17 protein-coding genes and 2 pseudogenes are annotated in these 23,220 nt (G+C 71.1%); 12 read left to right on the top strand and 7 right to left on the bottom strand.

Annotated elements, in window-relative coordinates; translation table 11 throughout:
- Together FV229_RS15365 and FV229_RS15360 are read right to left on the bottom strand one after the other, a co-directional pair.
- On the bottom strand, positions 1–882 hold an 882-nt coding region (locus tag FV229_RS15365; protein WP_246688212.1), incomplete at its 3' end, for a hypothetical protein.
- A 197-nt stretch (positions 883–1,079) separates the two neighbouring features.
- A pseudogene (locus FV229_RS15360) lies at positions 1,080–1,334 on the bottom strand (hypothetical protein); the annotation flags it as partial.
- A gap of 237 nt (positions 1,335–1,571) precedes the next feature.
- On the opposite strand from FV229_RS15360, the pseudogene FV229_RS15355 reads away from it, so the two are divergent.
- From FV229_RS15355 to FV229_RS15345, 3 genes and pseudogenes are all read left to right on the top strand, one after another.
- Positions 1,572–2,558: pseudogene (locus tag FV229_RS15355) on the top strand (OmpA family protein); the annotation flags it as partial.
- Positions 2,559–3,438: 880 nt separating this feature from the next.
- Positions 3,439–4,647, top strand: coding sequence for an MFS transporter (locus tag FV229_RS15350; RefSeq protein ID WP_147752809.1), 1,209 nt, complete (start codon positions 3,439–3,441; stop codon positions 4,645–4,647).
- An 11-nt stretch (positions 4,648–4,658) separates the two neighbouring features.
- On the top strand, positions 4,659–5,432 hold the full coding sequence (locus FV229_RS15345; RefSeq protein ID WP_147752808.1) for a methyltransferase domain-containing protein: 774 nt from the start codon (positions 4,659–4,661) through the stop codon (positions 5,430–5,432).
- 6 nt (positions 5,433–5,438) lie between these two features.
- Here FV229_RS15345 and dgcA read toward each other — a convergent pair whose 3' ends face one another.
- Positions 5,439–6,425: an N-acetyl-D-Glu racemase DgcA gene (gene dgcA / locus FV229_RS15340; protein WP_147752807.1), complete on the bottom strand. Its 987-nt coding sequence runs from the start codon at positions 6,423–6,425 to the stop codon at positions 5,439–5,441.
- A complete protein-coding gene (gene dgcN, locus FV229_RS15335) occupies positions 6,422–7,441 on the bottom strand; it encodes an N-acetyltransferase DgcN (RefSeq protein ID WP_147752806.1) in 1,020 nt (339 codons plus the stop codon). Before dgcN ends, dgcA begins: the two co-directional genes overlap by 4 nt.
- Positions 7,442–7,627: 186 nt before the next feature.
- Between dgcN and maiA the strand changes: the two genes are divergently transcribed.
- From maiA to FV229_RS15315, 4 genes are all read left to right on the top strand, one after another.
- Entirely contained in the window at positions 7,628–8,275 is a 648-nt protein-coding gene (maiA, locus tag FV229_RS15330; RefSeq protein ID WP_147752812.1) for a maleylacetoacetate isomerase, read from the top strand.
- A gap of 238 nt (positions 8,276–8,513) precedes the next feature.
- Complete coding sequence (locus tag FV229_RS15325) at positions 8,514–9,845, top strand: NAD(P)/FAD-dependent oxidoreductase (protein WP_147752805.1); 1,332 nt, start codon at positions 8,514–8,516, stop codon at positions 9,843–9,845.
- Between the two features lie 297 nt (positions 9,846–10,142).
- Entirely contained in the window at positions 10,143–10,457 is a 315-nt protein-coding gene (locus FV229_RS15320; RefSeq protein ID WP_147752804.1) for an EthD family reductase, read from the top strand.
- Positions 10,454–10,771, top strand: coding sequence for a hypothetical protein (locus FV229_RS15315; RefSeq protein WP_147752803.1), 318 nt, complete (start codon positions 10,454–10,456; stop codon positions 10,769–10,771). The genes FV229_RS15320 and FV229_RS15315 overlap by 4 nt, the downstream gene beginning before the upstream one ends.
- 351 nt (positions 10,772–11,122) lie before the next feature.
- Here the strand turns inward: FV229_RS15315 and FV229_RS15310 are convergent, their stop codons facing one another.
- Both FV229_RS15310 and FV229_RS15305 read right to left on the bottom strand, forming a co-directional pair.
- Positions 11,123–14,422 (bottom strand): PAS domain-containing protein, encoded by a 3,300-nt coding sequence (locus FV229_RS15310; RefSeq protein ID WP_238270252.1) that lies wholly within the window; start codon positions 14,420–14,422, stop codon positions 11,123–11,125.
- Positions 14,419–15,726 carry an O-antigen ligase family protein gene (locus tag FV229_RS15305; protein ID WP_147752802.1) on the bottom strand — a complete coding sequence of 436 codons (1,308 nt, stop codon included), beginning with the start codon at positions 15,724–15,726 and terminating at the stop codon, positions 14,419–14,421. Before FV229_RS15305 ends, FV229_RS15310 begins: the two co-directional genes overlap by 4 nt.
- A 267-nt stretch (positions 15,727–15,993) precedes the next feature.
- Between FV229_RS15305 and FV229_RS15300 the strand changes: the two genes are divergently transcribed.
- From FV229_RS15300 to FV229_RS28580, 3 genes are all read left to right on the top strand, one after another.
- Positions 15,994–16,272: a type II toxin-antitoxin system RelE/ParE family toxin gene (locus tag FV229_RS15300; protein ID WP_147752801.1), complete on the top strand. Its 279-nt coding sequence runs from the start codon at positions 15,994–15,996 to the stop codon at positions 16,270–16,272.
- Positions 16,273–16,289: 17 nt separating this feature from the next.
- On the top strand, positions 16,290–16,616 hold the full coding sequence (locus tag FV229_RS15295) for a HigA family addiction module antitoxin (RefSeq protein WP_147752800.1): 327 nt from the start codon (positions 16,290–16,292) through the stop codon (positions 16,614–16,616).
- A 270-nt stretch (positions 16,617–16,886) separates the two neighbouring features.
- Positions 16,887–17,036, top strand: coding sequence for a hypothetical protein (locus FV229_RS28580; RefSeq protein WP_348644184.1), 150 nt, complete (start codon positions 16,887–16,889; stop codon positions 17,034–17,036).
- Positions 17,037–17,071: 35 nt separating this feature from the next.
- On the opposite strand, the gene FV229_RS15285 is transcribed toward FV229_RS28580, so the two are convergent.
- A complete protein-coding gene (locus tag FV229_RS15285) occupies positions 17,072–18,103 on the bottom strand; it encodes a GTP-binding protein (RefSeq protein WP_147752799.1) in 1,032 nt (343 codons plus the stop codon).
- Positions 18,104–18,655: 552 nt separating this feature from the next.
- Here FV229_RS15285 and FV229_RS15280 point away from each other — a divergent pair.
- Together FV229_RS15280 and FV229_RS15275 are read left to right on the top strand one after the other, a co-directional pair.
- On the top strand, positions 18,656–19,993 hold the full coding sequence (locus FV229_RS15280; protein ID WP_147752798.1) for an efflux RND transporter periplasmic adaptor subunit: 1,338 nt from the start codon (positions 18,656–18,658) through the stop codon (positions 19,991–19,993).
- A 31-nt stretch (positions 19,994–20,024) separates the two neighbouring features.
- Complete coding sequence (locus tag FV229_RS15275) at positions 20,025–23,171, top strand: CusA/CzcA family heavy metal efflux RND transporter (RefSeq protein WP_147752797.1); 3,147 nt, start codon at positions 20,025–20,027, stop codon at positions 23,169–23,171.
- The last annotated feature ends 49 nt before the right edge of the window (positions 23,172–23,220 follow it).

Genomic DNA, 23,220 nt, shown 5'->3' with positions numbered 1-23,220 from the left:
GGCGGCGGCCGCGACCCACGGCGCAGCGGCGAGCGGAGGCGCGAGGTCGCCCTCCCGGTCGGGCAGGCCGCCGCCGATCTGGCGGGCGGGAATCTCGGCCTCGCGCATCGTGCGCGAGACCGTGTCGAACCATGGGATCACGATCGCGTCGAGCGGGATGATCTCGGGCACGCCGGCCTTCACGTCCCACTGGTAGGTGGCGCGCGCCACCGGCCCGGCGGGGGTGATCAGGGTCTCGCGGGTGACCGGGCCGGCGAAGGTGAGGATGCCGCGGGTGCGCATCACTGGGCGCGGCGGCAGCCCTTCCGCGACCATCCCCTGCGCCTCCACCGTCACGATGCGCCGTGTGGTGTCGCCGAGCTTCACCGTCTCCGGGTCGGGCGACCAGGAATCGGTGATCGTCACGTCCTTCGCCGGCAGCCACCACGGCTCCTTGGCGTCCGGCCCGCCGCCCTCCTTGGTCCAGGTCGCGACCGGCAGGGCGATCGGGCCGGAGCGCACGTCGACGACGCGGCGGTCGCCGTTGTCGTTGATCGTCAGGCGGTGGTCGAACGGCTCGATGGTGAAGTCGCCGGCATGGTGCGGGAACACCGCGATCACCCGTTCGAAGGCGATGGCGCTCTGGCCGTCCTTCAGCTTGGTCTTGCTCCAGCGGTCGCGGCCGAGCTGGCTCCAGCTGAAGTTGGCCAGCGTCGGCTGGATCACCTCCTCAAGCAGGATCTGCTGCTTGTAGACCCCGTGGATCTTGAGCAGCACCATCTCGCGCACGAAGGGCGCGGCGTTGCCGTTCAGCTCAGGGGTCACCGTGAGGGTGAGGTCGCCGGGCTCGACCTCGGCGCGGGCGGGCTGGGTGACGAACAGGAGCGCGAGCAGCGCACCGATCCACCCGCGGGCGTGATGACGGAACGCCGCCGGAGCGGGCGCGGGCCCCCTCTCCCGGGCGGGAGAGGGTCGGGGTGAGGGACGAGAACGTGCCGGAGAGGTCACGCCCCTCATCCCACCCTTCTCCCCATGGGAGAAGGAGCCGCGCGGCGTCTCCTGAGCATCCCTCGGGATCGGGCTCGTCGCGTCCAAAGCCGTCACCATGGGTTGCTCCCGGCGGGCATGCTCGTGCCGGCTTCGATGCGGCGGGTCTGCTCGGCCTTGATGCGGAGCTTGAGGTAGCGGCCGGGGTCGTCCGGCAGGGTCTGGAGCCAGAGGCGGTCGGGACGGATCTCGTGGGCCTCGAAGCTCTTGGTGACGCGTCGCACCTCCTTCTCGGGGGCCTCGGCCACCATCGCCGAGCCGCCGCCGGTGCGGCCGCGCCCGGCGGCGTCGCCGGCGGCGCCACGCGATCCTGTGCGCCGCCTTCACCCGGACGTGCGCCTGGGGGCTGGACCGGACGGCCGGGAACGCCGGGCGCGGGCCAGTTCGCCCCCGGCCAAGGCAATCCGGGGCAAGGCAATCCGGGACAAGCGAATCCCGGGCAGGGCCTTCCCGGCCAGCCGAACCCCGGCCAGCCGGGGCTTCGCGGCTCCGACACGCAGCCGGCCTACGACCCGCGCGGCGTCCCGACGGGACGCGTCGACGACCGCGGCGGCTTCAACCGGCCCGGGCGCCCCGGCTACATCTCCGGCGGCTTCAACACGGATGACGAGGAGGTGCGCGACTACGACCGCGTGCGCCGCGACCGCCGCGAGTTCAACGAGGACGGGCGGACCTACATCCGCGAGCCCGGCCGCATCATCGTGCGCGACCGCGACAACTACTTCATCCGCCACGACGAGAACGAGCGCTTCCGCGACATCGGCGGGCGCGGCTACCGCAGCGAGCGCCGCGGGCCGGAAACCTACACCTACCTCGATCGCCCCGGCGGCGAGCAGATCGTGACGGTGATCGACGACGACGGCCGCATGCTGCGCCGCTCCCGCCGCTTCCGCGACGGCCGCGAGGTCGTGCTGATCGACAACAGCTACGGCGGCGCCCCGCGCCCGATCTACGAGGACGTGGTCGACCTGCCGCCGCCCGACATCCGCATCCCGCGCGAGCGCTATGTGGTGGATTACGGGGCGTCCGACGAGCGCGCCGTCTACGAGGCCCTGTCGGCCCCACCTGTGGTGGCGATCGACCGGCGCTACACCCTCGACCAGGTCCGCTACAGCCCGCAGCTGCGCGCCCGCATGCGCAGCGTCGACATCGACACGATCAACTTCGACACCGCGTCGTTCACGGTCACCTCCGACCAGGCGGCCCGGCTCTCCACCATCGCGGCGGCGATCAACCAGGCGATCCGCGCCAACCCGCAGGAGGTCTTCCTGATCGAGGGCTACACCGACGCGGTCGGCGCCGACGTCGACAACCTGTCGCTGTCCGACCGCCGGGCGCAATCGGTCGCCACGGTGCTGACGCAGAACTTCCAGGTGCCGCCGGAGAACCTGACGACGCAGGGCTACGGCGAGCAGTACCTGAAGGTGAACACGCAGAGCGCCTCCCGCGAAAACCGCCGCGTCACGGTCCGCCGCATCACCCCGCTGCTGCAGCAGGGCAACGCGGGCGCCGCGGCTCCGCCGCCGCGGTAGCGGCTCGCCCCGTCTGCCGGCGTTCGGATCGCGCGAAGCACGACGCAGCCCCCTCTCCCGTTCGTGAGAGGGTTGGGGTGAGGGGTCAGGTCGAGCCGAAAAGGGGACGGTCCTGACCCTGGCCCGGATTCGCGACCGTAGTCCCACGATGTTCGACGGCTGCAGCCAACGCGCGGGTCCCCCTCGCCCCGCGGGCAGGGAGAGGCCCGTCTGCACCCCGTCGTGCAGACGGGTAGCGGAGGCGAAGCCGAAGCGAGGGTGAGGGGGCGCGAACGGATGAGCCTCTTCCGTTCGCGCCCCCTCGCCTTCGGCTGCCGCCTCGCTTCGCCGACGACGAGGTCGGCAAAGCCCTCTCCCCGCGCGGAGCGAGGGGATGCGCGCCCATCGATCCGCCAGAGCTGGGATTGGTGAATGCGGTGGCGTCCGGCAAGATGGTGCTGACGCAAGCGGTCAAGTCCGTCCGGGAAAGGCACGCCCCTCCCCTTGTCCCGCTCTCGAGCGGGCAAGGTGATCGTAGAGCGTGATGTGCTCTTCGGCACCCAGCGGGTAGCACCGTCGTCATCCCGGGGCCGCGCAGCGGAGCCCGGGATCCAGAACCGCAGGACGCGCAGGACTTGGCACCGTCGGCGGTTCTGGATTCCGGGCTCGCCTCCGGCGCCCCGGAATGACGGCGTGGCACAATCTGTGATCGGCCTGCCCGAACGCGAAGGGGGAACCCGCGCGGCGTCCTGCCGGATGGCGAGTCCCGTCGCATGCTTCAGGGGAACGCGTCCTCTGCCTGTCACGACGAAGCTCGGTTTTCCGCGCCCCAGCGGTTGACGGTCGCCGCGTCCAGGCGTCAGGCCTGTGTCGCGATGGCGAGGCCGGGACCGGAAAACGCATGAGCGACGGCGTCGAGCTGATCCGATCGGGCACGCCGGCCTTCCGCCGCACGGCGCTCGCGCTGGCGGCGGCCGGGTTCTCCACCTTCGCCGTGCTCTACTGCGTGCAGCCGCTGCTGCCGGTCTACGCCGACGACTTCGGCGTCTCGCCGGCCGAGAGCAGCCTCGCCCTGTCGCTGCCCTGCGGCGTGCTCGCGGTGGCGCTGCTGGTCGTCAGCCCGATCTCGGAGGTCCTGGGCCGCAAGCCGGTGATGCTGGCCTCGCTCTTCGCCTCGGCGATCCTGACGATCGTCGCCGCGATGGTGCCGGGCTGGCACGGGTTCCTGGCGCTCCGCGCGCTCACGGGGCTCGCCGCGAGCGGGCTGCCGGCGGTGGCGATGGCCTATCTCGGCGAGGAGATGGACGCGCGCTCGATCGGCCTGTCGATGGGGCTTTTGGTCGGCGGCAACGCGGTGGGCGGGATGTGCGGCCGGCTCATCGCCGGCATCATCGCCGACCACGCCTCGTGGCGGCTCGGCGTCGGCACCATCGGCGTGCTGGCGCTGGCGGCCGCCTTCGCGTTCTGGTGGGCGCTGCCGCCGTCCCGCCGCTTCGTCTCCCACCGGATGCGCTGGCGCGAGGTGCCCGGCACCTTCGGCCAGCACTTCCGCGATCCCGGCCTGCCGTGGCTGTTCTCGGAAGCGTTCCTGCTGATGGGCGGCTTCGTGTGCGTCTACAACTACATCGGCTTCCGCCTGCTCGATCCGCCGTTCTCCCTGAGCCAGACCTCGATCGGCGCGATCTTCGTCGTCTACCTGTTCGGCACGGCGAGCTCGACGCTCACCGGCGAGGTCGCGAGCCGGCTCGGACGGCGCAAGGTGCTGTGGCTGGCGATCACGGTGGCGCTCGCCGGCATCCTGATGACCCTGTCCGAAAACCTGTGGCTGGTGGTGCTCGGCATCGTCGTCACCACCATCGGCTTCTTCGGCGCCCACTCGGTGGCGAGCAGCTGGATCGGCCGGCGCGCCCTGCGGGACCGCGCCCAGGCCTCGTCGGTCTACCTGTGCCTGTACTATCTCGGCTCGTCGGTGCTCGGCACCGCCGGCGGCTGGTTCTTCGCCCATTCCGGCTGGACCGGCGTGGTCGCGTTCGTCGGCGTCCTCTACGGTCTGGCGCTCGCCGTCGCGCTCCGGCTCTCGCGCCTCGCGCCGCTCGCGCCCGCCCCGTGAAGGAGGTCGCCATGACAGGCACCCAACGCCGCCACGAAGACCACGTCGCCGACCGGTTCGGCGCGCAAGCCGCGGCCTACGTCGCCAGCGCGGTCCACGCGGCGGGCGCCGACCTCGACCGCATGGCGCGGCGCCTGCACGGGTCGCGCCCGGCCCGCGCCCTCGACCTCGGCTGCGGCGGCGGCCACGTCGCCTTCGCGATCGCGCCGGAAGCCGGCTCGGTCACGGCCCTCGACCTCTCGCCCGACATGCTCGCCGCGGTGGCGGCGGAGGCCGCGCGGCGCGGGCTCTCCAACATCGCGACCGAGGCCGGATCGGCCGAAGCGCTGCCCTTCCCCGATGCGAGCTTCGATGCGGTCGCGACCCGGTTCAGCGCGCATCACTGGCGCGACGTCCGCGCCGGACTCTCCGAGGCGCGGCGCGTCGCCAAACCCGGGGCGCCCACGCTGATCGCCGACGTCGTCGCCCCGGACGACGCGCTCCTCGACACCCACCTCCAGGCGGTGGAGCTGCTGCGCGACCCCTCGCACGTGCGCGACTATTCGGTGCCCGAATGGCTGGGGATGCTCACGGATGCCGGCTTCACCGTCGACAAGGTCACCCACGGCCGCCTGCGCATGGACTTTTCCACCTGGATCGCCCGGATGCGGACGCCCGAGCCGCACGTCGCGGCGATCCGCTCGCTCCAGACCTCGGCCCCGGACGAGGTCGCCCGGCATTTCGGCATCGAACCGGACGGGAGCTTCTGGATCGACACGGTGCTGATCGAGGCGGCGGCGGTGTAGCGCCCCTCACCCCCAGAGTGCGGCCTCCGGCGGGTGGATCGTGCTGCCCTCGAACACCAGCCCCGGCTCGCGGTCGCGCGCCAGCAGCAATGGGCCGTCGAGGTCCACGTATTCGGCGTGGTGGGCGAGCAGCATCGCCGGCGCCATGGCGAGCGAGGTGCCGACCATGCAGCCGACCATCAGCGCGAGGCCGCGGGCGCGGGCCTCGTGGGCGAGCATCACGGCTTCGGTGAGCCCGCCGGTCTTGTCGAGCTTGATGTTGATCGCGTCGTAGCGCCCCGCGAGGCGGTCGAGGCCGGCGCGGTCGTGCAGGCTCTCGTCGGCGCAGATCGGGATCGGGCGATCGATCGTCGCGAGCAGCCCGTCGTCGTCGGCCGGCAGCGGCTGCTCGATCAACGTCACCCCGGCGGCGAGGCAGGCGGCGAGGTTGGCGTCCAGCGTCTCGGCCCGCCACGCCTCGTTGGCGTCGACGATCAGGCGGCTGTCCGGCGCGCCGCGGCGGACGGCGGCGATCCGCGCGGGGTCGCCCTCGCCGCCGAGCTTCACCTTGAGCAGCGGCCGGGCCGACGCCTTGCGCGCGGCCTCCTCCATGCTCTCCGGTGTGCCGAGGCTCAGCGTGTAGGCGGTGGTGGCCGGGGCCGGCGCCGTCAGGCCCAGAATCTCCCAGGCGGGGCGCCCCTGCGCCTTGGCCTCGAAATCCAAGAGCGCGCAGTCGAGGGCGTTGCGGGCGGCGCCCGGCTTCATCCGCTCCGTCAGCTCGGACCGGGTGAGGCCGGCGGCGATCGCGTCGCCCTGGGCCTCGATCGCGGCGGCGACGCTCTCGACGCTCTCGCCGTAGCGCGGATAGGGCACGCACTCGCCCCAGCCGGCGACCCCGCGCTCCGCGTCGGCGATCCGCGCGGTGACGACCACGGCCTCGGTGCGGCTGCCGCGGCTGATCGTGAACGCGCCGGCGATCGGGAAGCGCTCGATGGCCACCGTGAGCCGCCTCACGGCGCGGTCTCCGGGAACTCGGCGATCAGCCGGTCCACGAGCCCGTCGACGCCGAAGCGCACCGGATCGGTGGCGGGCAGGCCGTACTCGGCGCCGAGCTTGTCCAGCAGCGAGCGGGCGGTGTCCTCCTCCAGCGCCTGGGTGTTCACGGCGATGCCGGTGGGGCGGATGCCGGGATTGGTCAGGCTGCCGAGCTGGATCGTCAGGTCGATCACCTGGCGGATCGAGGGCAGCGGGTGCTGCACGCCGCGCATCGTCGTGCGGCTCGGCTCGTGGCAGACCACGAAGGCGTCGGCCTGCGCCCCGTGCAGCAACCCGAGGCTGACGCCGGCGAAGGACGGGTGGTAGAGCGAGCCCTGGCCCTCGATCAGGTCCCAGTGCTTCGGGTCGGCCGCGGGTGCGATCCACTCGACCGCGCCGGAGATGAAGTCGGCCACGACCGCGTCGATGGAGACGCCCCGGCCGGAGATGAACACCCCGGTCTGGCCGGTGGCGCGGAAATCCGCGTCCATGCCGCGGGCGCGCATGCCCTTCTCCAGCGCCAGCACCGTGTACTTCTTGCCGACCGAGCAATCGGTCCCGACGGCGAGCAGGCGGCGGCCCGGGCGCTTGGTGCCCTTGCCGGTGGCGAAGGTCTCGTCGGTGTGGCGCACGTCGTGGAGCGCCCGGCCGCGGCGCGCGGCCGCCTCGGCGATGGCCGGCACCGCGCCGAGCCGCGCATGCAGGCCGCTGGCGACGTCGAACCCGGCCTCCAGGGCGGCGACGATCTCGGCGACCCAGTGCTCGGGCAGCACGCCGCCGGCGTTGGCGACGCCGATCACCATCGTGCGGCAGCCCTTGGCCAGCGCCTCGTCGAGGGTGAGGTCGGGGATGCCGAGGTCGGCCGCGCAGCCCGGCAGCCGGATCTGGCCGATGCACCATTCGGGGCGCCAGTCGACGATGCCGTAGGCGGTCTTGGCGGCGAGCCGATCGGGCACGTCGCCGAGGAACATCAGATAGGGCGTCTCGATCTGCATCGGCCGTCATCCCTTCGCGCGCGCTGCCGCGGGTCCGGCTTCCTATCGCGGGATCGCGCGCGCGGGGCAATGCACGATCACGGCCAAAGCCCCGTTCGCCGACGGCTTGCCCCCGCCTCGCCCTTGCGAAGGACGCCGTTGTGCGATGTGGTCCCGTGCGAAACGGATGTGGGGCCAGTGGGCATGATGAAAATGTACGGCAACTGGCGCTCGGCCGCCGCCTTCCGGGTGCGGATCGCGCTGAAGCTGAAGGGGCTGGCCTACGAGGAGACCTTCATCGACCTGGACGCGGGCGACCAGCACGCGCCGGAATTCCGCAAGATCAACCCGCAGGGCGCGGTCCCGGCCCTGTTCGACGGCGACGGGCCGCCGCTGACGCAGTCGCTCGCGATCCTCGACTACCTGGAGGAGACCAAGGGCGGCGTCCCCCTGCTGCCGGCCGATCCGCGCGAGCGGGCGCGGGCCCGTTCGTTGGCGCAGCTCGTCGCCTGCGACACCCATCCGCTCTACGTGCCGCGGGTGCGCAATTACCTGATGGAGGCCTACGACCTTCCGAAGGAGCGGATGATGGGCTTCGTCCGCCACGCCTTCGAGACCGGGCTGAAGACCCTCGAGACCCGGCTCTCGACGGAGGACGGCACCGGCCGGTTCAGCCAGGGCGACGCGGTGAGCCATGCCGACCTCTGCCTCGTCAGCCTTTGGGTCGGCACCGCGATCTTCGGGGTCGAGACCGCGCCCTACCCCACCGTGGCGCGCATCGCCGAGACCTGCCTGGCGCTGCCGGCCTTCGCCGAGGCCCATCCCAAGCGCCAGCCCGGCGCGCCGGCGGCCTGAGGCCGCCGCACGCTCGAGGCCGCTCTCGGGTGGAGGCCACTCTCGGGTTGAGGCCACTCTCGGGTTGAGGTCCCGCCAAAAATTTTTGATCGCCGCGGCCGGATTACGGCCATCCTCGCATGGTTTAGACCGGTTCCGAGATACCCTGCCCGGGCGGGCGGCACGGTCGGTGCCTGCGCACGGGGGCACCGGGGGCGATGAGGCGGCGCCGGCCGCACCGAGGAGCGACGAGACAGGCATGGTACCGGGCGAGAACGAACAGGGCCTCCACCGCATCGTCGTGGTCGGCGGCGGCGCGGCCGGCCTGCAGCTGGCGACGAAGCTCGGCGACAAGTTCGGGCGCAGCAAGGACGTCCACGTCACCCTCGTCGACCGCGCCCGCACCCACATCTGGAAGCCGCTGCTGCACGAGGTCGCCGCCGGCAGCCTCGACGTCGGCCACCACGCGGTCGACTACCTGCACCACGCGCACCAGCACCATTTCCGCTACCGCATCGGCGAGATGACCGGGCTCGACCGGACCGCGCGCACGATCCAGCTCGCGGCGAGCCACGACGCGGAAGGCCGCGAGATCACGCCGGTTCGCGCGGTCGGCTACGACACGCTGGTCATGGCGGTGGGCTCGACCACCAACGATTTCGGCACGCCTGGCGTGAAGGACCACGCCATCGCGCTGGACACCCAGGATCAGGCGGTGCGCTTCCACCAGCGGCTCGTGAACGGAATGCTGCGGGCCCACACCCAGGTCGGTCCGGTGCGGCCGGGCCAGCTCCACGTCACGGTGATCGGCGCCGGCGCCACCGGCACCGAGCTCGCGGCCGAGTTGCACCGCACCGTCCGCGACGTGGTCTCCACCGGCATGGACCGGATCGATCCGGCCAAGGACCTGAAGATCACCCTGGTCGAGGCGGCCGACCGCATCCTGCCGGCGGTGCCGCCGCGGCTCTCGTCCGAGGTGATGGCGCTGCTCGCCAAGATCGGCGTCGAGGTCCGCGTCCAGGCCCGCGTCACCGAGGTGCGCGCCGACGGCGTTGCGCTGGCCGACGGCTCGTTCATCCCGTCCGAGCTCGTGGTCTGGGCGGCCGGCGTGAAGGCGCCGCCGTTCCTGCAGGGCATCGGCGGCCTGGAGACCACCCGCACCAACCAGCTCGTGGTGACGCCGACGCTGCAGACCACCCACGACCCCGACATCTTCGCGATCGGCGACTGCGCCTACCTCGTCGAGGCCGGCTCCGACCGCCCGGTGCCGCCCCGCGCCCAGGCGGCGCACCAGCAGGCGTCGCACCTGATCAAGCAGATCCCGGCTCGCATCGCCGGGAAGCCGCTGAAGCCGTTCAAGTACCGCGACTTCGGCTCGCTGGTCTCGCTTGGCGAATACTCGACGGTGGGCAGCCTGATGGGCTTCATCCGCGGCAAGAACATGCTCATCGCCGGGCTGTTCGCGCGGATGATGTACCGCTCGCTCTACAAGATGCACGAGCAGGCGCTCCACGGCACGATGAAGACGGCGCTCGACGCCGCCGCCCGCGTGCTCACCCGCCGCACCGAGGCGCGGGTGAAGCTGCACTGAGGGGGGGGCTTCCCCGAAAGAAGCGCGCGAGGCGCCACGCGGCCCCCTCTCCCGTTCGGGAGAGGGCTGGGGTGAGGGGTGCGTCCTCTCCGGACAATCCTCGCCCCTCACCCTGGCCCTCTCCCGAACGCGAGAGGGGACCCGCGCTTCACCTGCACCACGGGTGGATGTGACGACCTGTGCGGGAGAGAGGTCGGCGCACCAGGACCGCCCCCCCCGTTGCCAGCCCCGGCATTCGGTGGTTCCGTGCCGCCGCCGCGCGCGTTCAGACGTGCCGCCAGGGAGAGTTCGTCAGCCATGATCCTGGTCAGCGTGATGTATCCGGCCGGTCCCCGGTTCGACATGGACTACTATCTCGGCCACCACATGCCGCTGGTGCGCGAGCGCTGGTCGCCGATGGGCCTGCATGAGGCCAAGGTCGTGCGCGGCGTCGGTACGCCGGACGGCAAGCCGGCCCCGTTCCAGGTGATGGCGCTGCTGACCTGGGACTCCGCCGACGCCTTCGCCAAGGCCGCCGCCCAGCACGGCCCCGAGATCTTCGGCGACATCCCGAAGTTAACCGACGCCGAGGCCGCGGTGCAGATCAACGAGCTGCCGGAGGCATCCGCGTGATCGACATCGTCCAGGCGGTCCAGGCCGCCGATCCGAGCCTCGGCACCAGGGTCATCGTGCTGCGCTCGGATTCCCGGGCGCTGGCGAGCCCGGAGGCGCTGGTGCCCGAGGCCGAGGCCTGGCTCGCCGAGAACGCGCCAGGCGCCCGGCTGCTGCGCAAGTCGATCCTGCTCGCCCCCTATCCCGGCGGCATGCCGGCCGAGCGCACGGTGACGGTGATGGCGTTCGCGGAGGCCCAGCACCTGGCCGCCTTCGCCACCGCCTGGACGGCCGACCCGGAGCCGGAGGACGACGAGGCCGCGCCGGAGGGCTGAAGGCCCGGGAGCGCCCCGCCCTCCCGCCATGAGGGCCACCGTACTCACACGATTCGGGACGGCCGCGGATCACTCGCGGGCTCCCCTCGCCCCGCGCGCGGGGAGAGGCCCGGCTGCACCTCGTCGTACAGCCGGGGAGCGCAGGCGAAGCCGAAGCGACGGTGAGGGGGCGCGAGCGGAGGAGGCTCCTCCGGCTCGGCCCCCTCACCCTCGGCTGCCGCCTCGCTTCGGCGACGACGAGGTCGCCGAAGCCCTCTCCCCGCAGGCGGGGCGAGGGGATGCGCACACAGCGAACCGCCGGCAGGGATGCCGGAATTCAGTCATTTCGCATCGGACGGATGACACTTCCCCTCACGCCGCCTTGAGCTTGTGGATCGTGCCGAGCACCTCGGCGCGCTGGACCTCGAGGCGGTGGATGAGCGGGCGTAGGTCCGCGTCGCCGTGGGCGGCGGATTCGATCTCGCGGCAGAGGCGCGAGAGGCGGGTGAAGCCGAGCATGCCGGCGGCCGAGACCAGGGCGTGCGCGTCGTGGGCGACCTGGACCCGGTCGGCCTCGGAGCGGAAGCGGTCGCGCAGCTCAGCCCCCATCAGGTCGAGGAGCGCCGCCACTCGCTCGGCCCCGAACCCGTCCTTCAGGGCGCCGAACACCGCTCCGTCGAGCACGGTGTTGGAGCCGTCCGTCGCGGCGGAGGCCGGCGCCGGGCGGGCCTCGCGCTGCGGGCCGGTCCAGCGCGCGATGGTGGCGTAGAGGTCGGCGCGGCGGAACGGCTTGCCGACGTGGTCGTCCATGCCGGCCGCGTGCAGGTCGTCGATCTGCTTCGGGAGCACGTTGGCGGTCATCGCGACGATCGGAATCTCGCAGGCCGGCGGCGGCAGCGCGCGGATGTGGCGGGTCGCGGTGAGGCCGTCCATCACCGGCATCTGCACGTCCATCAGGACGAGGTCGTAGCCCCGCCCCCGCGTCAGCGCCGCCTCGACGGCGGCCACCGCCGCCGCGCCGTCCTCGACCACGTCGACGACGTAACCCTGCGCCTCGAGCACCGCGCAGGCGAGCTCCTGGTTGAGCGGAACGTCCTCGGCCAGGAGCAGGCGCACGGGGCCCCCGGCCCTATCCGCGGCGGCCACCGCGGACGGCACCGCCGCGGGGACGGTCTCCTCGCCCGGCGGCAGCGTCAGGGTGAACCAGAAGGTCGAGCCGGCGCCCTCGCGGCTCACCACGCCGATCTCGCCGCCCATCAGCGACAGCAGGTGGCGGCAGATGACGAGGCCGAGGCCGGTGCCGCCGAAGCGGCGGCTGATCGAGCCGTCGACCTGGCTGAAGCGTTTGAACAGCCGGTCCTGCTGCGCCGGGTCGATGCCGATGCCGGTATCGGTGACCTCGAAGCGCAGGTCGTAGCCGCGCGCGCCCGTGCCCTCGCGCGAGACCGCGAGGGTCACCGAGCCGTGGGGCGTAAACTTCACGGCGTTGTTCAGGAGGTTCAGCAGCACCTGGCGCAGGCGGCTCGCGTCGCCGTGGACGAAGGCGGGCAGGTCCGGGTCGATCCGGGTCTCGATCCGCAGGTCGCTCTTCCGGGCGCCGCCCCGGACGATCGAGACGGTGTTGTCGATCACCGAGACCAGCGGGAACGAGACCGGGTCGAGGGTGAGCTGCCCGGCCTCGATCTTGGAAAAGTCGAGGATGTCGTTGACGACGGTCAGGAGCGCGGCGCCCGAGCCCTGGATCAGCTCCAGCCGGTGCCGGTCCTCCGGCCGCAGATGGGTCTCGTCGAGGAGCATGTCGGCGTAGCCGAGGATGCCGTTCAGCGGCGTCCTGATCTCGTGGCTCATCGCCGCGAGGAAGTCGCTCTTGGCCTCGCTCGCCCGCTCGGCCTCGGCGCGCGCCGCCTGCGCCTCGGCGGTGATCGCGCGCAGCGCCGCCTCCGCGGACTTCCGCTCCGTGACGTCGATGTGGAGGCCGACCATGTGGCTGGGCCTGCCGTCCGGACCGAACAGCGGCCGGCCGCGGGCGTAGACCCAGCGCGGCCCGACCCGGAACTCGGCGGTGTAGGTCGAGCGGGTCTCGATCGCGTGGCGAATCGCGTCCCAGACCTCGCCGACCTGCTCGGGGTCGACCAGGGCGGTCCACGCGGCCGTGGTGACGGCGCGCGGATCGCCGTCCTCGGGCAGCCCGTGGATGCGCAGGCTCTCGGGCGAGAGCCGGCACATGCCCGTCTGCATGTCCCAATCCCAGGTTCCGGCGTCGGCCGCCTCCAGCGCGATGCGGAGGAGGCCGCGGGCGTCCTGCTCGGCCATCCGCGCGGCGACGATCTCGTCGATGTCCAGCGCCGTGCCGAGCCATTCGATCACGGTGCCGTCGTCCATCAAGGGGACCGGCGTCATCGACATCTTGTGCCAACGGTAGGCGCCGTCGGCGCGGCGCAGGCGCCACTCGCCGGCATAGGTGGTCTCGCCCGCCTGGGCTGCCCGCCACGCCGCCGCCATGGCCGGGGCGTCGTCGGGATGGTTGCAGCCCACGCGCGCGGCGCGGCCCGAGCCGATCGGCCCGTAATAGGCGTGGAACTGGGGGTTGGCGTAGGTGATCTCGCCGTCGCCCGGGCGCATCGTCCAGACCAGCAGCGGCAGGGTGTCGGCAAGCCCGCGATAGCGGCTCTCGCTGCGGTGGACGTCGGCCTCGGCCCGGCGCCGGTCGGTGACGTCGATCATGACGCCGAACAGGGCGGTGGTCGCGCCGGACGCGTCGGTCTCGCAGGTGCCGCGCACCAGGACGTCGCGCTCGGTGCCGTCCGGTCGCAGGATGCGGGCATCGAAGTCGAAGTTCTGAGCCCCCGCGATCGCGCCGCCCACGGCGGCCACCAGACGCTCCCGGTCGTCCGGGTGGTAGACCTCGGCAAAGGACGAGAGGTGCGGCGGAGGGTTGGCGGGGTCGCGGCCGGCGATCTCGTAGAGGCCGACCGACCAGACCGGCTGGCCGTCTGCCAGGGCGACGCGCCAGTTGCCGACGTGGGCGAGCTGCTCGGCCATGGTCAGCAGGTGGTTGGCGCTGGCGAGCGAGGCGGAGCGCGCCGCGATCTCGTCGGCCTGACGCTCCAACTGCGTCTCGTGCGCGCTCCGCAGGACCATCTCGCGCCCGAGCGCCGTGTTCGCCTCCGACAGGCGCAGGTGCGCGACCACGATCTCGGCGAGCCCCTGCAGCGCCGCGGCGTCCTCGTCCGAGAAGTCACGCAGCCGCGAATCGACGAGGCACAGGGTGCCGACGCGGATGCCGGGGGCGAGGATGAGCGGCGTGCCGGCGTAGAACCGGATGCTGCCCTCCCGGCCGTCCACGAGCGGGCTGCCCCGATAGCGTGGGTCGCGCCGCGCGTCCGGCACGACGTGCACCGCGTCCGACTGGATGGTGGCGTTGCAGAAGCTCTCCTGCCGGGGCATCTCGCCGGGGACCACCACGCACGGCGTCTTCAGCCATTGCCGGTCGGCGTCGATGAAGCCGACGAAGGCGGTCTCGACGTCGAACAGGCGGCGGGCGGTACGGCACACCGCCTCGAAATGGGCCTCCTGCGGCGTGTCGAGGATGCCGAGGGCGTGCAGGACCGCGACGCGCTCGGCTTCGCGCCCCGCGTCCGCCACGTCCCCAAGCCCCTCTGTGCTGCTCACGATCGCGCGCCCCCTGCCGGCATCCCCTCGGGGCGCCGGCCCATGACCTCATCCGGTTCGCGCGCCCCCGCGGCGGCCCAGCGCCGGCGCGCCGCCTCCAGCGCCCACACCATGCCGAGCATCATGTAGACGTGTCGCCACTTCTCGATATCGATCTGCAGCGCCTGAAGGAAGAACATCAGCAGGGCCGGCCAGATCACCTGCGCGTGGGCGCGGAACGGCGAGGCCCGCGCCAGCAGCCGGAACCCGACGAAGCCCGTGGCCGCCACGATCGCCAGGAACACGGCGCCGCCGAGCCAGCCGCCGTTGGCGAAGCTGCCGATGTAGGAGTTGTGCGGCTCCAGCCCGAAGGTCAGGCGCCAGTGCATCGGCCCCATCCCGAGCGGGCGCTCCAGCAGCATCTCCATGCCGCGCAGCTGGTTGCCGAAGCGGCCGGTCTCGCCCTCGTCGTAGTCCTGGCTCACCGCCGCGCGGGTGGCGAACATCTTCTGGACGCTGTCGACCGAGAGCAGGGCCGCCATCGCGACGGCGCCGAGCGCCAGGGTCGCCAGGCTGAGGAGCACGATGCGGCGGCGCAGGCGCGCGGAGCCGCAGGAGGCGTAGACCGAGCCGATCATCAGGAGCGCGGCGACGACGGTACCGCCCCAGGAGCCGCGCGAGAACGACAGGAAAATCCCGACGAGGATGATCAGCAGGCCGGCGAGCGAGAGCACCGGGCGGCGGCTCGTCGCGGTGATCAGCCCGTGCATCAGGTAGAGGGCGCCCAGCGTCAGGAACGAGCCGAACACGTTCGGGTCCTGGAAGGTGCCCGAGGCGCGGTCGTACTTGTAGAACAGGTCCTCGATCCCGAGCCATTGCAGGTAGCCGACGATGCCGAGCACCGCCGAGAACACGCAGCTCGCGGTGTAGGCCTTCAGCGCCAGCTCGACCCGTGCCCGGGTGTCGTCGGAAAAGAACATCACGAAGAACACGCACGTCACCGAGAGGTAGACGAGCTGGATCGTCCAGGTGACCGGAAACTCCTCGTCGAGGAAGGGCAGCAGCCCGACGACGATGGCGCCGAGATAGAGCAGCAGCAGCAGGACCAGCGGGACCGCGCCGCGATGCAGCCGGATGCCGAGGCAGGCCCAGAGCAGGATCGTCGGGATCGCGATGACGTCGTAGGGCGAGGTCTCGGAGAAGGCGAAGCAGGCGAAGAACACGAAGGCCGCGAACAGCGCGCGGGCGAAACCATGGATCACCCGGATCAGCGGGACCCGGTCCGCATACGGCAGGACGAAGCCCGGAACGGCGGTGCTGGCCATGGCTCACGCGGACTCCGCGGGCCTGGAACGCGGGCCCGCACGACGTTCGGCCCTTCATGATCCGGAAAGGTTGAGATTCGGCTGACAAGCCCTCGCTGCCATTCGATGCCGCGATACCGGCCCGCGGGCCGCATCGTCGCCGTGCGGAGACTTGCGCCGCGACTCCGGCCGTCGAAATTGTAGCGTGTCATTTGACAGTTTACGGATGGGATGCCATATCTCGCCTGTGGTCAGACCAGCGATCGGCGGCGAGAGGTTCGTGCCGGGATGATCGTCAGCTTCCGGCACAAGGGTCTCAAGGAGCTGTTCGCGTCCGGCCGTTCCGCCAAGATCGCCGCTCATCTCAAGGCGCGCTGCCTGCGCATCCTGGACGCGCTCGACCAGGCCTCGAAGCCGGCGGACATGAACGTGCCGGGCTACGACTTCCACGCCCTGCACGGGTTCACGCCGACCCGATACACGGTCCACGTGAACGGTCCGTGGTGCGTCACGTTCGAGTTCGAGGACGACGACGCCGCGCGCGTCGACTTCGAGCAGTATCATTGACGGTGAGGAGAGGCGATTTGCCCGAGGAATTCGCAGCCAAACGCCCGAACCGGGCCCCCACGCACCCCGGCGCCGTCCTGCGGGAGGACGTGCTCCCGGCCCTGGGGATCACGGTTACCCAGCTCGCCAGCCATCTGAAGGTGACCCGCCAGCAGATCCATCGTGTGCTGTCGGAATCGTCCGACGTCTCGCCGGAGATGGCGCATCGGCTGGGCAAGCTCTGCGGCAACGGCCCCCTGCTGTGGAGCCGGATGCAGGAGGCCTACAGCCTCTGGCAGGCGGCGGAACGGCTCGGCCCCGACCTCGCGGAAATCCCGACCCTTGAGGCGAAGCGGGCGGCCTGAAGCAGCCTGCGGCACGATGCCGAGCTACACGCCCAGCATCGAACGACGGTCGGCCTTTTGTGACCCGGAAGGATCGAGATTCGGCCGACGGCGCCGCTCGACCGGAACCGGGCCAGACCGTATCATCGGTACCGTCCATCGCCGTATCGAGGACGCGACCCGATGTCGGGCACCACTGTGCCGCTCAACTCCGATCTTGAGGAGCAGCTCGGGCGCATCCGCCAGCAGCGGGAAGAGAGCGAGAAGTTCGTCGCCGAGTAGAAGAAGCTGATGGCCGAGTCGAGGAAGCTCGAGCACGAAGCGCGAAAGCTGGAGCGCGACCGGATGCTCGCCCCCTGGCGGATCGCGCTCTCCGGCATGGCGGCGGGCGCGGCGTTCTTCGGCGCCGGCGCCGCCTTCGTCAAATTGATAGGATCGTGACGCGCGGGTCGGTCACGATCTGGCTTGCCTGAGCGTCAGGCGGCGCAATCCAAAAAACCCGCCTTGATCGCCTCGGCGTCGAGCTTGCGCCCGATGAACACCACCCGCGAGGAGCGGTCCTCGCCCGCCTTCCACTCGGCTTGCAGGTCGCCGTCGAGGATCATGTGGACGCCCTGGAAGACGAACCGGCGCGGCTCGTCGGGGAACGAGACGATGCCCTTGCAGCGCAGGATGTCCGGCCCCTGGATCGTGGTGAGGTTCGAGATCCACGGCATGAACTTCTCCGGGTCGACCGGGCCGTCGATGCGGGCCGAGAACGACTGCATGTCGTCGTCGTGGTGATGGTGGTGCCCCTCCTCCAGAAAGTCGGGCTCGAGGTCGAGGATGCGGCCGAGGTCGAAGGCGTTGCGGCCGAGCACCGCGTCGATCGGCACGTCGCAGTTCGTGGTGCGGTGGAGCTTGGCGTAGGGGTTGATGCCGCGGATCTCGCCCTCGACGCGCGCGAGGTCGGCCTCGGAGACGAGGTCGGCCTTGTTGAGCAGGATCACGTCGGCGAAGGCGACCTGGTTCTTCGCCTCGGGGGCGTCCTTCAGGCGCTCGGACAGCCACTTGGCGTCGGCGACCGTCACCACCGCGTCGAGGCGGGCGGCCTCGCCCACGTCCTGGTCGACGAAGAAGGTCTGGGCCACGGGGGCCGGGTCGGCCAGCCCCGTGGTCTCGACGATGATCGCGTCGAACTTGCCGCGCCGCTTCACCAGGCCGTCCATGATGCGGATCAGGTCGCCGCGCACGGTGCAGCAGACGCAGCCGTTGTTCATCTCGAACACTTCCTCGTCGGCGCCGACGACGAGGTCGTTGTCGATGCCGATCTCGCCGAACTCGTTGACGATCACCGCGTAGCGCTTGCCGTGGTTCTCGGTGAGGATGCGGTTGAGCAGTGTCGTCTTGCCGGCGCCGAGGTAGCCGGTCAGCACGGTGACCGGGATCTTCCCGGACGTGGTCGACTCGGACGTCGTCGGCTCGGACGTTGTCGGCTCGGACGTGGCGGGGCTCTGCGATCCGGACATGGGGCGACTCGTTTTCGGGGGCGGTGACGCGGAGGGCGCCCGGGCGGAGCCGGGCTGCCGACGACCTGTCATATCGTATCAACGGCCCGCGGATGGAAGCACCCGAGCGCGGGCGCGGCGGTCTGGGCGCCCATGTCCGTCGCGAGGGCTCGTCCCTTGAGCGAGGCCGTCCCGTCGCAAGGCTGTCGCGAACGCCTGTCAGGGAGCGCTGGAGACCTGCCGCGTCCGGACCCGGTGCGCGACGCCCGCCCCGGCGCCGCCGCGGGCCGGTCGATCCTCGTTTGTATCCGAGTCCTTCGTGCCCGCTATCCCGAACGTGATCGCCACAGCGCGCCGCAATCGTCCTGCGGCGGCGCCCGACACCGGCGCGGCCATTGTGCGCCCCCGGCGCGCGGGATATCGGCGCTGCAGCAAAGCAAGCGTCGCCGGACGGTCCAAGGCCCGGCCTGCCTTAGAAAAGCACCATCGATCGGTTCGGTGCGGGGTGACGGGTTCCACCTCCGTCCGATCGCTCCGCCCCTCCCGCGACCACGACCCGAAGACGACAGCGCGATGGACGCCCGCACGCCTCTCGACCCCGACACCGACGCGCCGACAGGCGGGACCCAGCGTCCCCGCCGCCAGGGGCTGCTGCCGATCGCGGTGGTGCTGTCGCTGGTGATCGCCGCCGTCGCCGTGGTGGCGGTGTTCCCGCAGCCGGTGCGCGGCGTGCTCGAATCCGCGGCGACCTCCGTCCGCGGGATGTTCGGCGGGGCGGCGCAGGACGAGACCGCCGAGGCCGAAGCCCCCGCGACCTCCGCCGAGCGGACCTTCCGGCCGACGCAGGAGCAGCGCGCCGCCTTCGAGATCCACCCGGTGGCGACGATGACCTTCCGCCCGGAGGGCTCGGCCGAAGGGCGCATCGCGCTCAACGACGACGACAACGTGCCCGTGGCCTCGCCCTATTCCGGCCGCGTCACCAAGGTGCTCAAGCGGGCCGGCGACGACGTGAAGGCCGGCGAGGTGCTCCTCGTCATCGAGGCCACCGACATGGTCCAGGCCCAGAACGACTACCAGGGCGCGCTCAACACCATCCAGAAGCAGCAGGCGCTGCTCAAGCTCGACCAGACCATCGCCAGCCGGCAGCAGGAGCTGTTCGCGGCCAAGGCGGTGGCCCTGAAGGACTACCAGTCGGCCCAGAACGACGTGATCGCGGCGCAGAGCGACCTGAAGACGGCGCAGGCCTCGCTGGACGCAGTGCGCAACCGCCTGAAGCTGCTCGGCAAGACCGACGCCGAGATCGCCGCCTTCGAGAAGAACGGCACGATGAGCGCCGAGACGCAGATCCAGGCGCCGATCGCCGGGACGATCGTCCAGCGCAAGGTCGGCATCGGGCAGTACCTCACCACGTCGAGCGACCCGGCCTTCGTCATCGGCGACCTCTCGACGGTCTGGCTCATCGCCAACGTGCGCGAGAGCGAGATCCCGAAGATCCGCATCGGCCAGGAGGTCGAGGCGCGGGTCGCCGGCTTCGGCACCCGCGTGTTCAAGGCGCGGGTGAACTACATGGCCTCCAGCCTCGATCCGGCGACGCGCCGCCTCGCCGTGCGCAGCGAGGTCGACAACCCGGACCGGTCGCTGCGGCCGGAGATGTTCGCCACCTTCACCATCGTCACCGGCAAGCCGCAGCCCTCGCCCGCCGTGCCGCTCGCGGCGATCGTCTACGAGGGCGCCAGCGCCCACGTCTGGGTCGCCCGGCCCGACGGCGCCATCGCGGCGCGCGGCGTCACGCTCGGCCTGATCAACGGCGACAACGCGCAGGTGGTGGACGGGCTCGCCGCCGGCGAGGAGGTCGTCACCCGCGGCGCGCTGTTCATCGACCGCGCCGCGTCGGGCGACAAGGCGTCCTGACCGGACGGGAACGGCCGGGGGGCATGACGCGATGAACAGCCTGATCGTCTTCTCTCTGCGCCAGCGCGTGCTGGTGTGCCTCGGCTTCCTGGTGATGCTGGCGCTCGGCTACGCCGCCTACACCCAGCTCAACATCGAGGCCTATCCCGATCCGGTCCCGCCGCTCGTCGACGTGATCACCCAGAATCCCGGCCAGTCGGCCGACGAGATCGAGCGCTACATCACGATCCCGCTGGAGGTGGCGCTCGCCGGCATCCCGAACGCGCAGGTGGTGCGCACGATCTCGCTGTTCGGCCTGTCCGACGTGAAGGTGCAGTTCAACTACGAGTTCACCTACGAGGAGGCCTTGCAGCGGGTGCTCAACCGCCTGTCGCAGGCGCCGCCCCTGCCGAACGGCGCGACGCCGCAGATCTCGCCGACGAGCCCGGTGGGCGAGATCATGCGCTACAAGCTCGTCGGGCCGAAGGGCTTCTCGTCGGCCGAGATGAAGACCCTGCAGGATTGGGTGCTGCAGCGCCGCTTCAAGGCGATTCCGGGCGTCGTCGACGTGACCGCCTTCGGCGGCAAGGCCAAGGAATACGAGATCGCGGTCGACCTCAACCGCCTCCAGGCCCAAGGCATGACCCTGGTGCAGCTCGTCTCGGCCCTCAACAACTCCTCGATCAACGTCGGCGGCCAGACGCTGAACGTCGGCGAACAGTCGGCCGTGGTCCGCGGCGTCGGCCTGATCCGCGACATGGACGACATCAAGGATACGATGCTGACCCAGGTCGCCGGCACGCCGGTGCTGGTGCGGGACGTGGCGGACGTGCGCGTCTCCAACGCGCCGCGGCTGGGCATCGTCGGTCACGACGGCTCGAACGACATCGTCGAGGGCATCGTCCTGATGAGCCGCGGCGGCCAGAGCCTGCCGACGCTCAAGCGCGTGGAAGCCGAGATCGAGAAGATCAACGCCTCGACGATCCTGCCGCCCGAGGTGAAGATCGAGCGGATCTACGACCGGTCGGGGCTGATCCACACCACCACGCACACGGTGATGCACAACCTCGTCTTCGGCGTGGTTCTGGTCTTCGTGGTGCAGTGGCTGTTCCTCGGCTCGCTTCGCAGCGCGATCATCGTGGCGGCGACCATCCCCTTCGCCCTCGGCTTCGCCATCCTGATCCTGGTGGTGCGCGGCGATTCCGCGAACCTCCTGTCGCTCGGCGCGATCGATTTCGGGCTGATCGTCGACGCCACCGTCATCATGGTCGAGAACGTGTTCCGGCACCTGGCCGAGCCGCACCACTCGGAGGGGCAGCCGGCGCCGGGCGGCCTCACCGGACGGCTCGGCACCATCGCCATCGCCGGCTCCGAGGTGAACCGGGCGATCTTCTTCTCGGCGACGATCATCATCGTCGGCTTCCTGCCGCTGTTCACGATGTCGGGCGTCGAGGGCCACATCTTCGGGCCGATGGCCAAGACCTACGCCTACGCGCTGGTCGGCGGCCTGCTCGCGACCTTCACGGTCTCGCCCGCGCTCTCGGCGGTGATCCTGCCGAAGCACGTGGAGGAGCGCGACACCCTGATCGTGAAGGTGCTGCGCTTCGGCCACGAGATCATCCTCGGCTTCGGCCTGCGCAACCGCATCCTCTCGATCGCGGTGACGGTGGCGATCCTGCTGGTGTCGGGGCTCGTCGCGCGGAACCTCGGCCTCGAGTTCCTGCCCAAGCTCGAGGAGGGCAACCTCTACGTGCGCGGCACGATGCCGGCCTCGATCTCGCTGGAGGCCGGCAACGCCTACGTCGAGCGCCTGCGCAAGATCTTCACCGAGGTGCCCGAGGTCGTCACCGTGATCTCGCACCAGGGCCGGCCGAGCGACGGCACCGACGCCACCGGCTTCTTCAACGTCGAGATCCTGGCGCCGCTGAAGCCGATCGACCAGTGGCGCAAGGGGCTCGACAAGGAACAGCTCATCGCCGGGCTGTCGAAGCGCCTCGACGCGGAGTTCCCCGGCATCGAGTTCAACTTCTCCCAGTACATCGAGGACAACGTCCAGGAGGCGGCCTCGGGGGTGAAGGGCGAGAACTCGGTCAAGGTCTACGGCACGGATCTGGCCGCGATCACCAAGGCGGCCAACGACGTGAAGGCGGTGCTCGCCACCGTCCCCGGCGTCACCGACCTCTCGGTCTTCGCCTCGCTGGGCCAGCCCACGGTGCGGATCGACGTCGACCGCCACAAGGCCGCCCGCTACGGCCTCTCGATCGGCGACGTGAACACCACCATCGCCGCCGCCATCGGCGGACAGACCGCGGGCGACCTCTACGAGTACGGCTCCGACCGGCACTTCCCGATGCGCGTGCGGCTGGCGAAGGAATACCGCTCGTCGCTGGCCACCATCCGCAACATCACCATCGGCGCCGCCAACCCGAACGGCGGCGTGGTGCAGGTGCCGCTGTCCGAGATCGCCGACGTCGACCTCGTCTCGGGCGCGTCGTTCATCTACCGCGAGGACCAGGAGCGCTACATCCCGGTGAAGTTCTCGGTGCGCGGGCGCGACCTCGGCGGCACCGTGCTGGAGGCGCAACGGCGCGTCGCCGACGAGGTGACGCTGCCGGCCGGCTACCACCTCGAATGGGTCGGCCAGTTCACCAACCTGCAGGACGCGGTGACGCGCCTCAGCCTGGTGGTGCCGATCACACTGGTGCTGATCGCGCTGCTGCTGTTCATCAACTTCAACTCGGTCGCCGACATGCTGCTCGGACTGTCGGTGATCCCGATGGCGATGATCGGCGGCATCTTCGCGCTGGCGCTCACCGGCACCCCGTTCTCGATCTCGGCGGCGATCGGCTTCATCGCGCTGTTCGGCATCTCGACGATGGAGGGCGTGATCCTGCTCGCCTACTACAACCAGCTGATGGAAGAGGGATGGCCGCGCAAGGAGGCGGTCTGGCACGCCTCGATCGTGCGGATGCGGCCGGTGATGATGACCTGCGTCGCCGCCTGCGTCGGCCTCCTGCCGGCGGCGGTCTCCACCGGCATCGGCTCCCAGGTGCAGAAGCCGCTCGCCCTCGTCGTCGTCGGCGGCATCCTGCTCGCGCCGAACCTGATCCTCGTGGTGGTGCCGGTGCTGATCTCGCTGTTCTCCCGCCGCCAGCCGAACCCGCTGGCGACGCCCGTCATGCACCGGGCGGCGGCGTGATGGCGTCGGCTTCGAAACCCGTGGCGCGGGCACCACAACCCCCGCCCTC

Source organism: Methylobacterium sp. WL120, assembly GCF_008039465.1.
Taxonomy (GTDB): domain Bacteria; phylum Pseudomonadota; class Alphaproteobacteria; order Rhizobiales; family Beijerinckiaceae; genus Methylobacterium; species Methylobacterium cerastii.
This window is presented reverse-complemented; position numbering and strand designations above follow the sequence as displayed.

Coding starts and splice junctions, on each gene's coding strand:
- FV229_RS15350 (WP_147752809.1), top strand. CDS start 3,439: ATGAGCGACGGCGTCGAGCTGATCCGATCGGGCACGCCGGCCTTCCGC.
- FV229_RS15345 (WP_147752808.1), top strand. CDS start 4,659: ATGACAGGCACCCAACGCCGCCACGAAGACCACGTCGCCGACCGGTTC.
- dgcN (WP_147752806.1), bottom strand. CDS start 7,441: ATGCAGATCGAGACGCCCTATCTGATGTTCCTCGGCGACGTGCCCGAT.
- maiA (WP_147752812.1), top strand. CDS start 7,628: ATGAAAATGTACGGCAACTGGCGCTCGGCCGCCGCCTTCCGGGTGCGG.
- FV229_RS15325 (WP_147752805.1), top strand. CDS start 8,514: ATGGTACCGGGCGAGAACGAACAGGGCCTCCACCGCATCGTCGTGGTC.
- FV229_RS15320 (WP_147752804.1), top strand. CDS start 10,143: ATGATCCTGGTCAGCGTGATGTATCCGGCCGGTCCCCGGTTCGACATG.
- FV229_RS15305 (WP_147752802.1), bottom strand. CDS start 15,726: ATGGCCAGCACCGCCGTTCCGGGCTTCGTCCTGCCGTATGCGGACCGG.
- FV229_RS15300 (WP_147752801.1), top strand. CDS start 15,994: ATGATCGTCAGCTTCCGGCACAAGGGTCTCAAGGAGCTGTTCGCGTCC.
- FV229_RS28580 (WP_348644184.1), top strand. CDS start 16,887: ATGGCCGAGTCGAGGAAGCTCGAGCACGAAGCGCGAAAGCTGGAGCGC.
- FV229_RS15285 (WP_147752799.1), bottom strand. CDS start 18,103: ATGTCCGGATCGCAGAGCCCCGCCACGTCCGAGCCGACAACGTCCGAG.
- FV229_RS15280 (WP_147752798.1), top strand. CDS start 18,656: ATGGACGCCCGCACGCCTCTCGACCCCGACACCGACGCGCCGACAGGC.
- FV229_RS15275 (WP_147752797.1), top strand. CDS start 20,025: ATGAACAGCCTGATCGTCTTCTCTCTGCGCCAGCGCGTGCTGGTGTGC.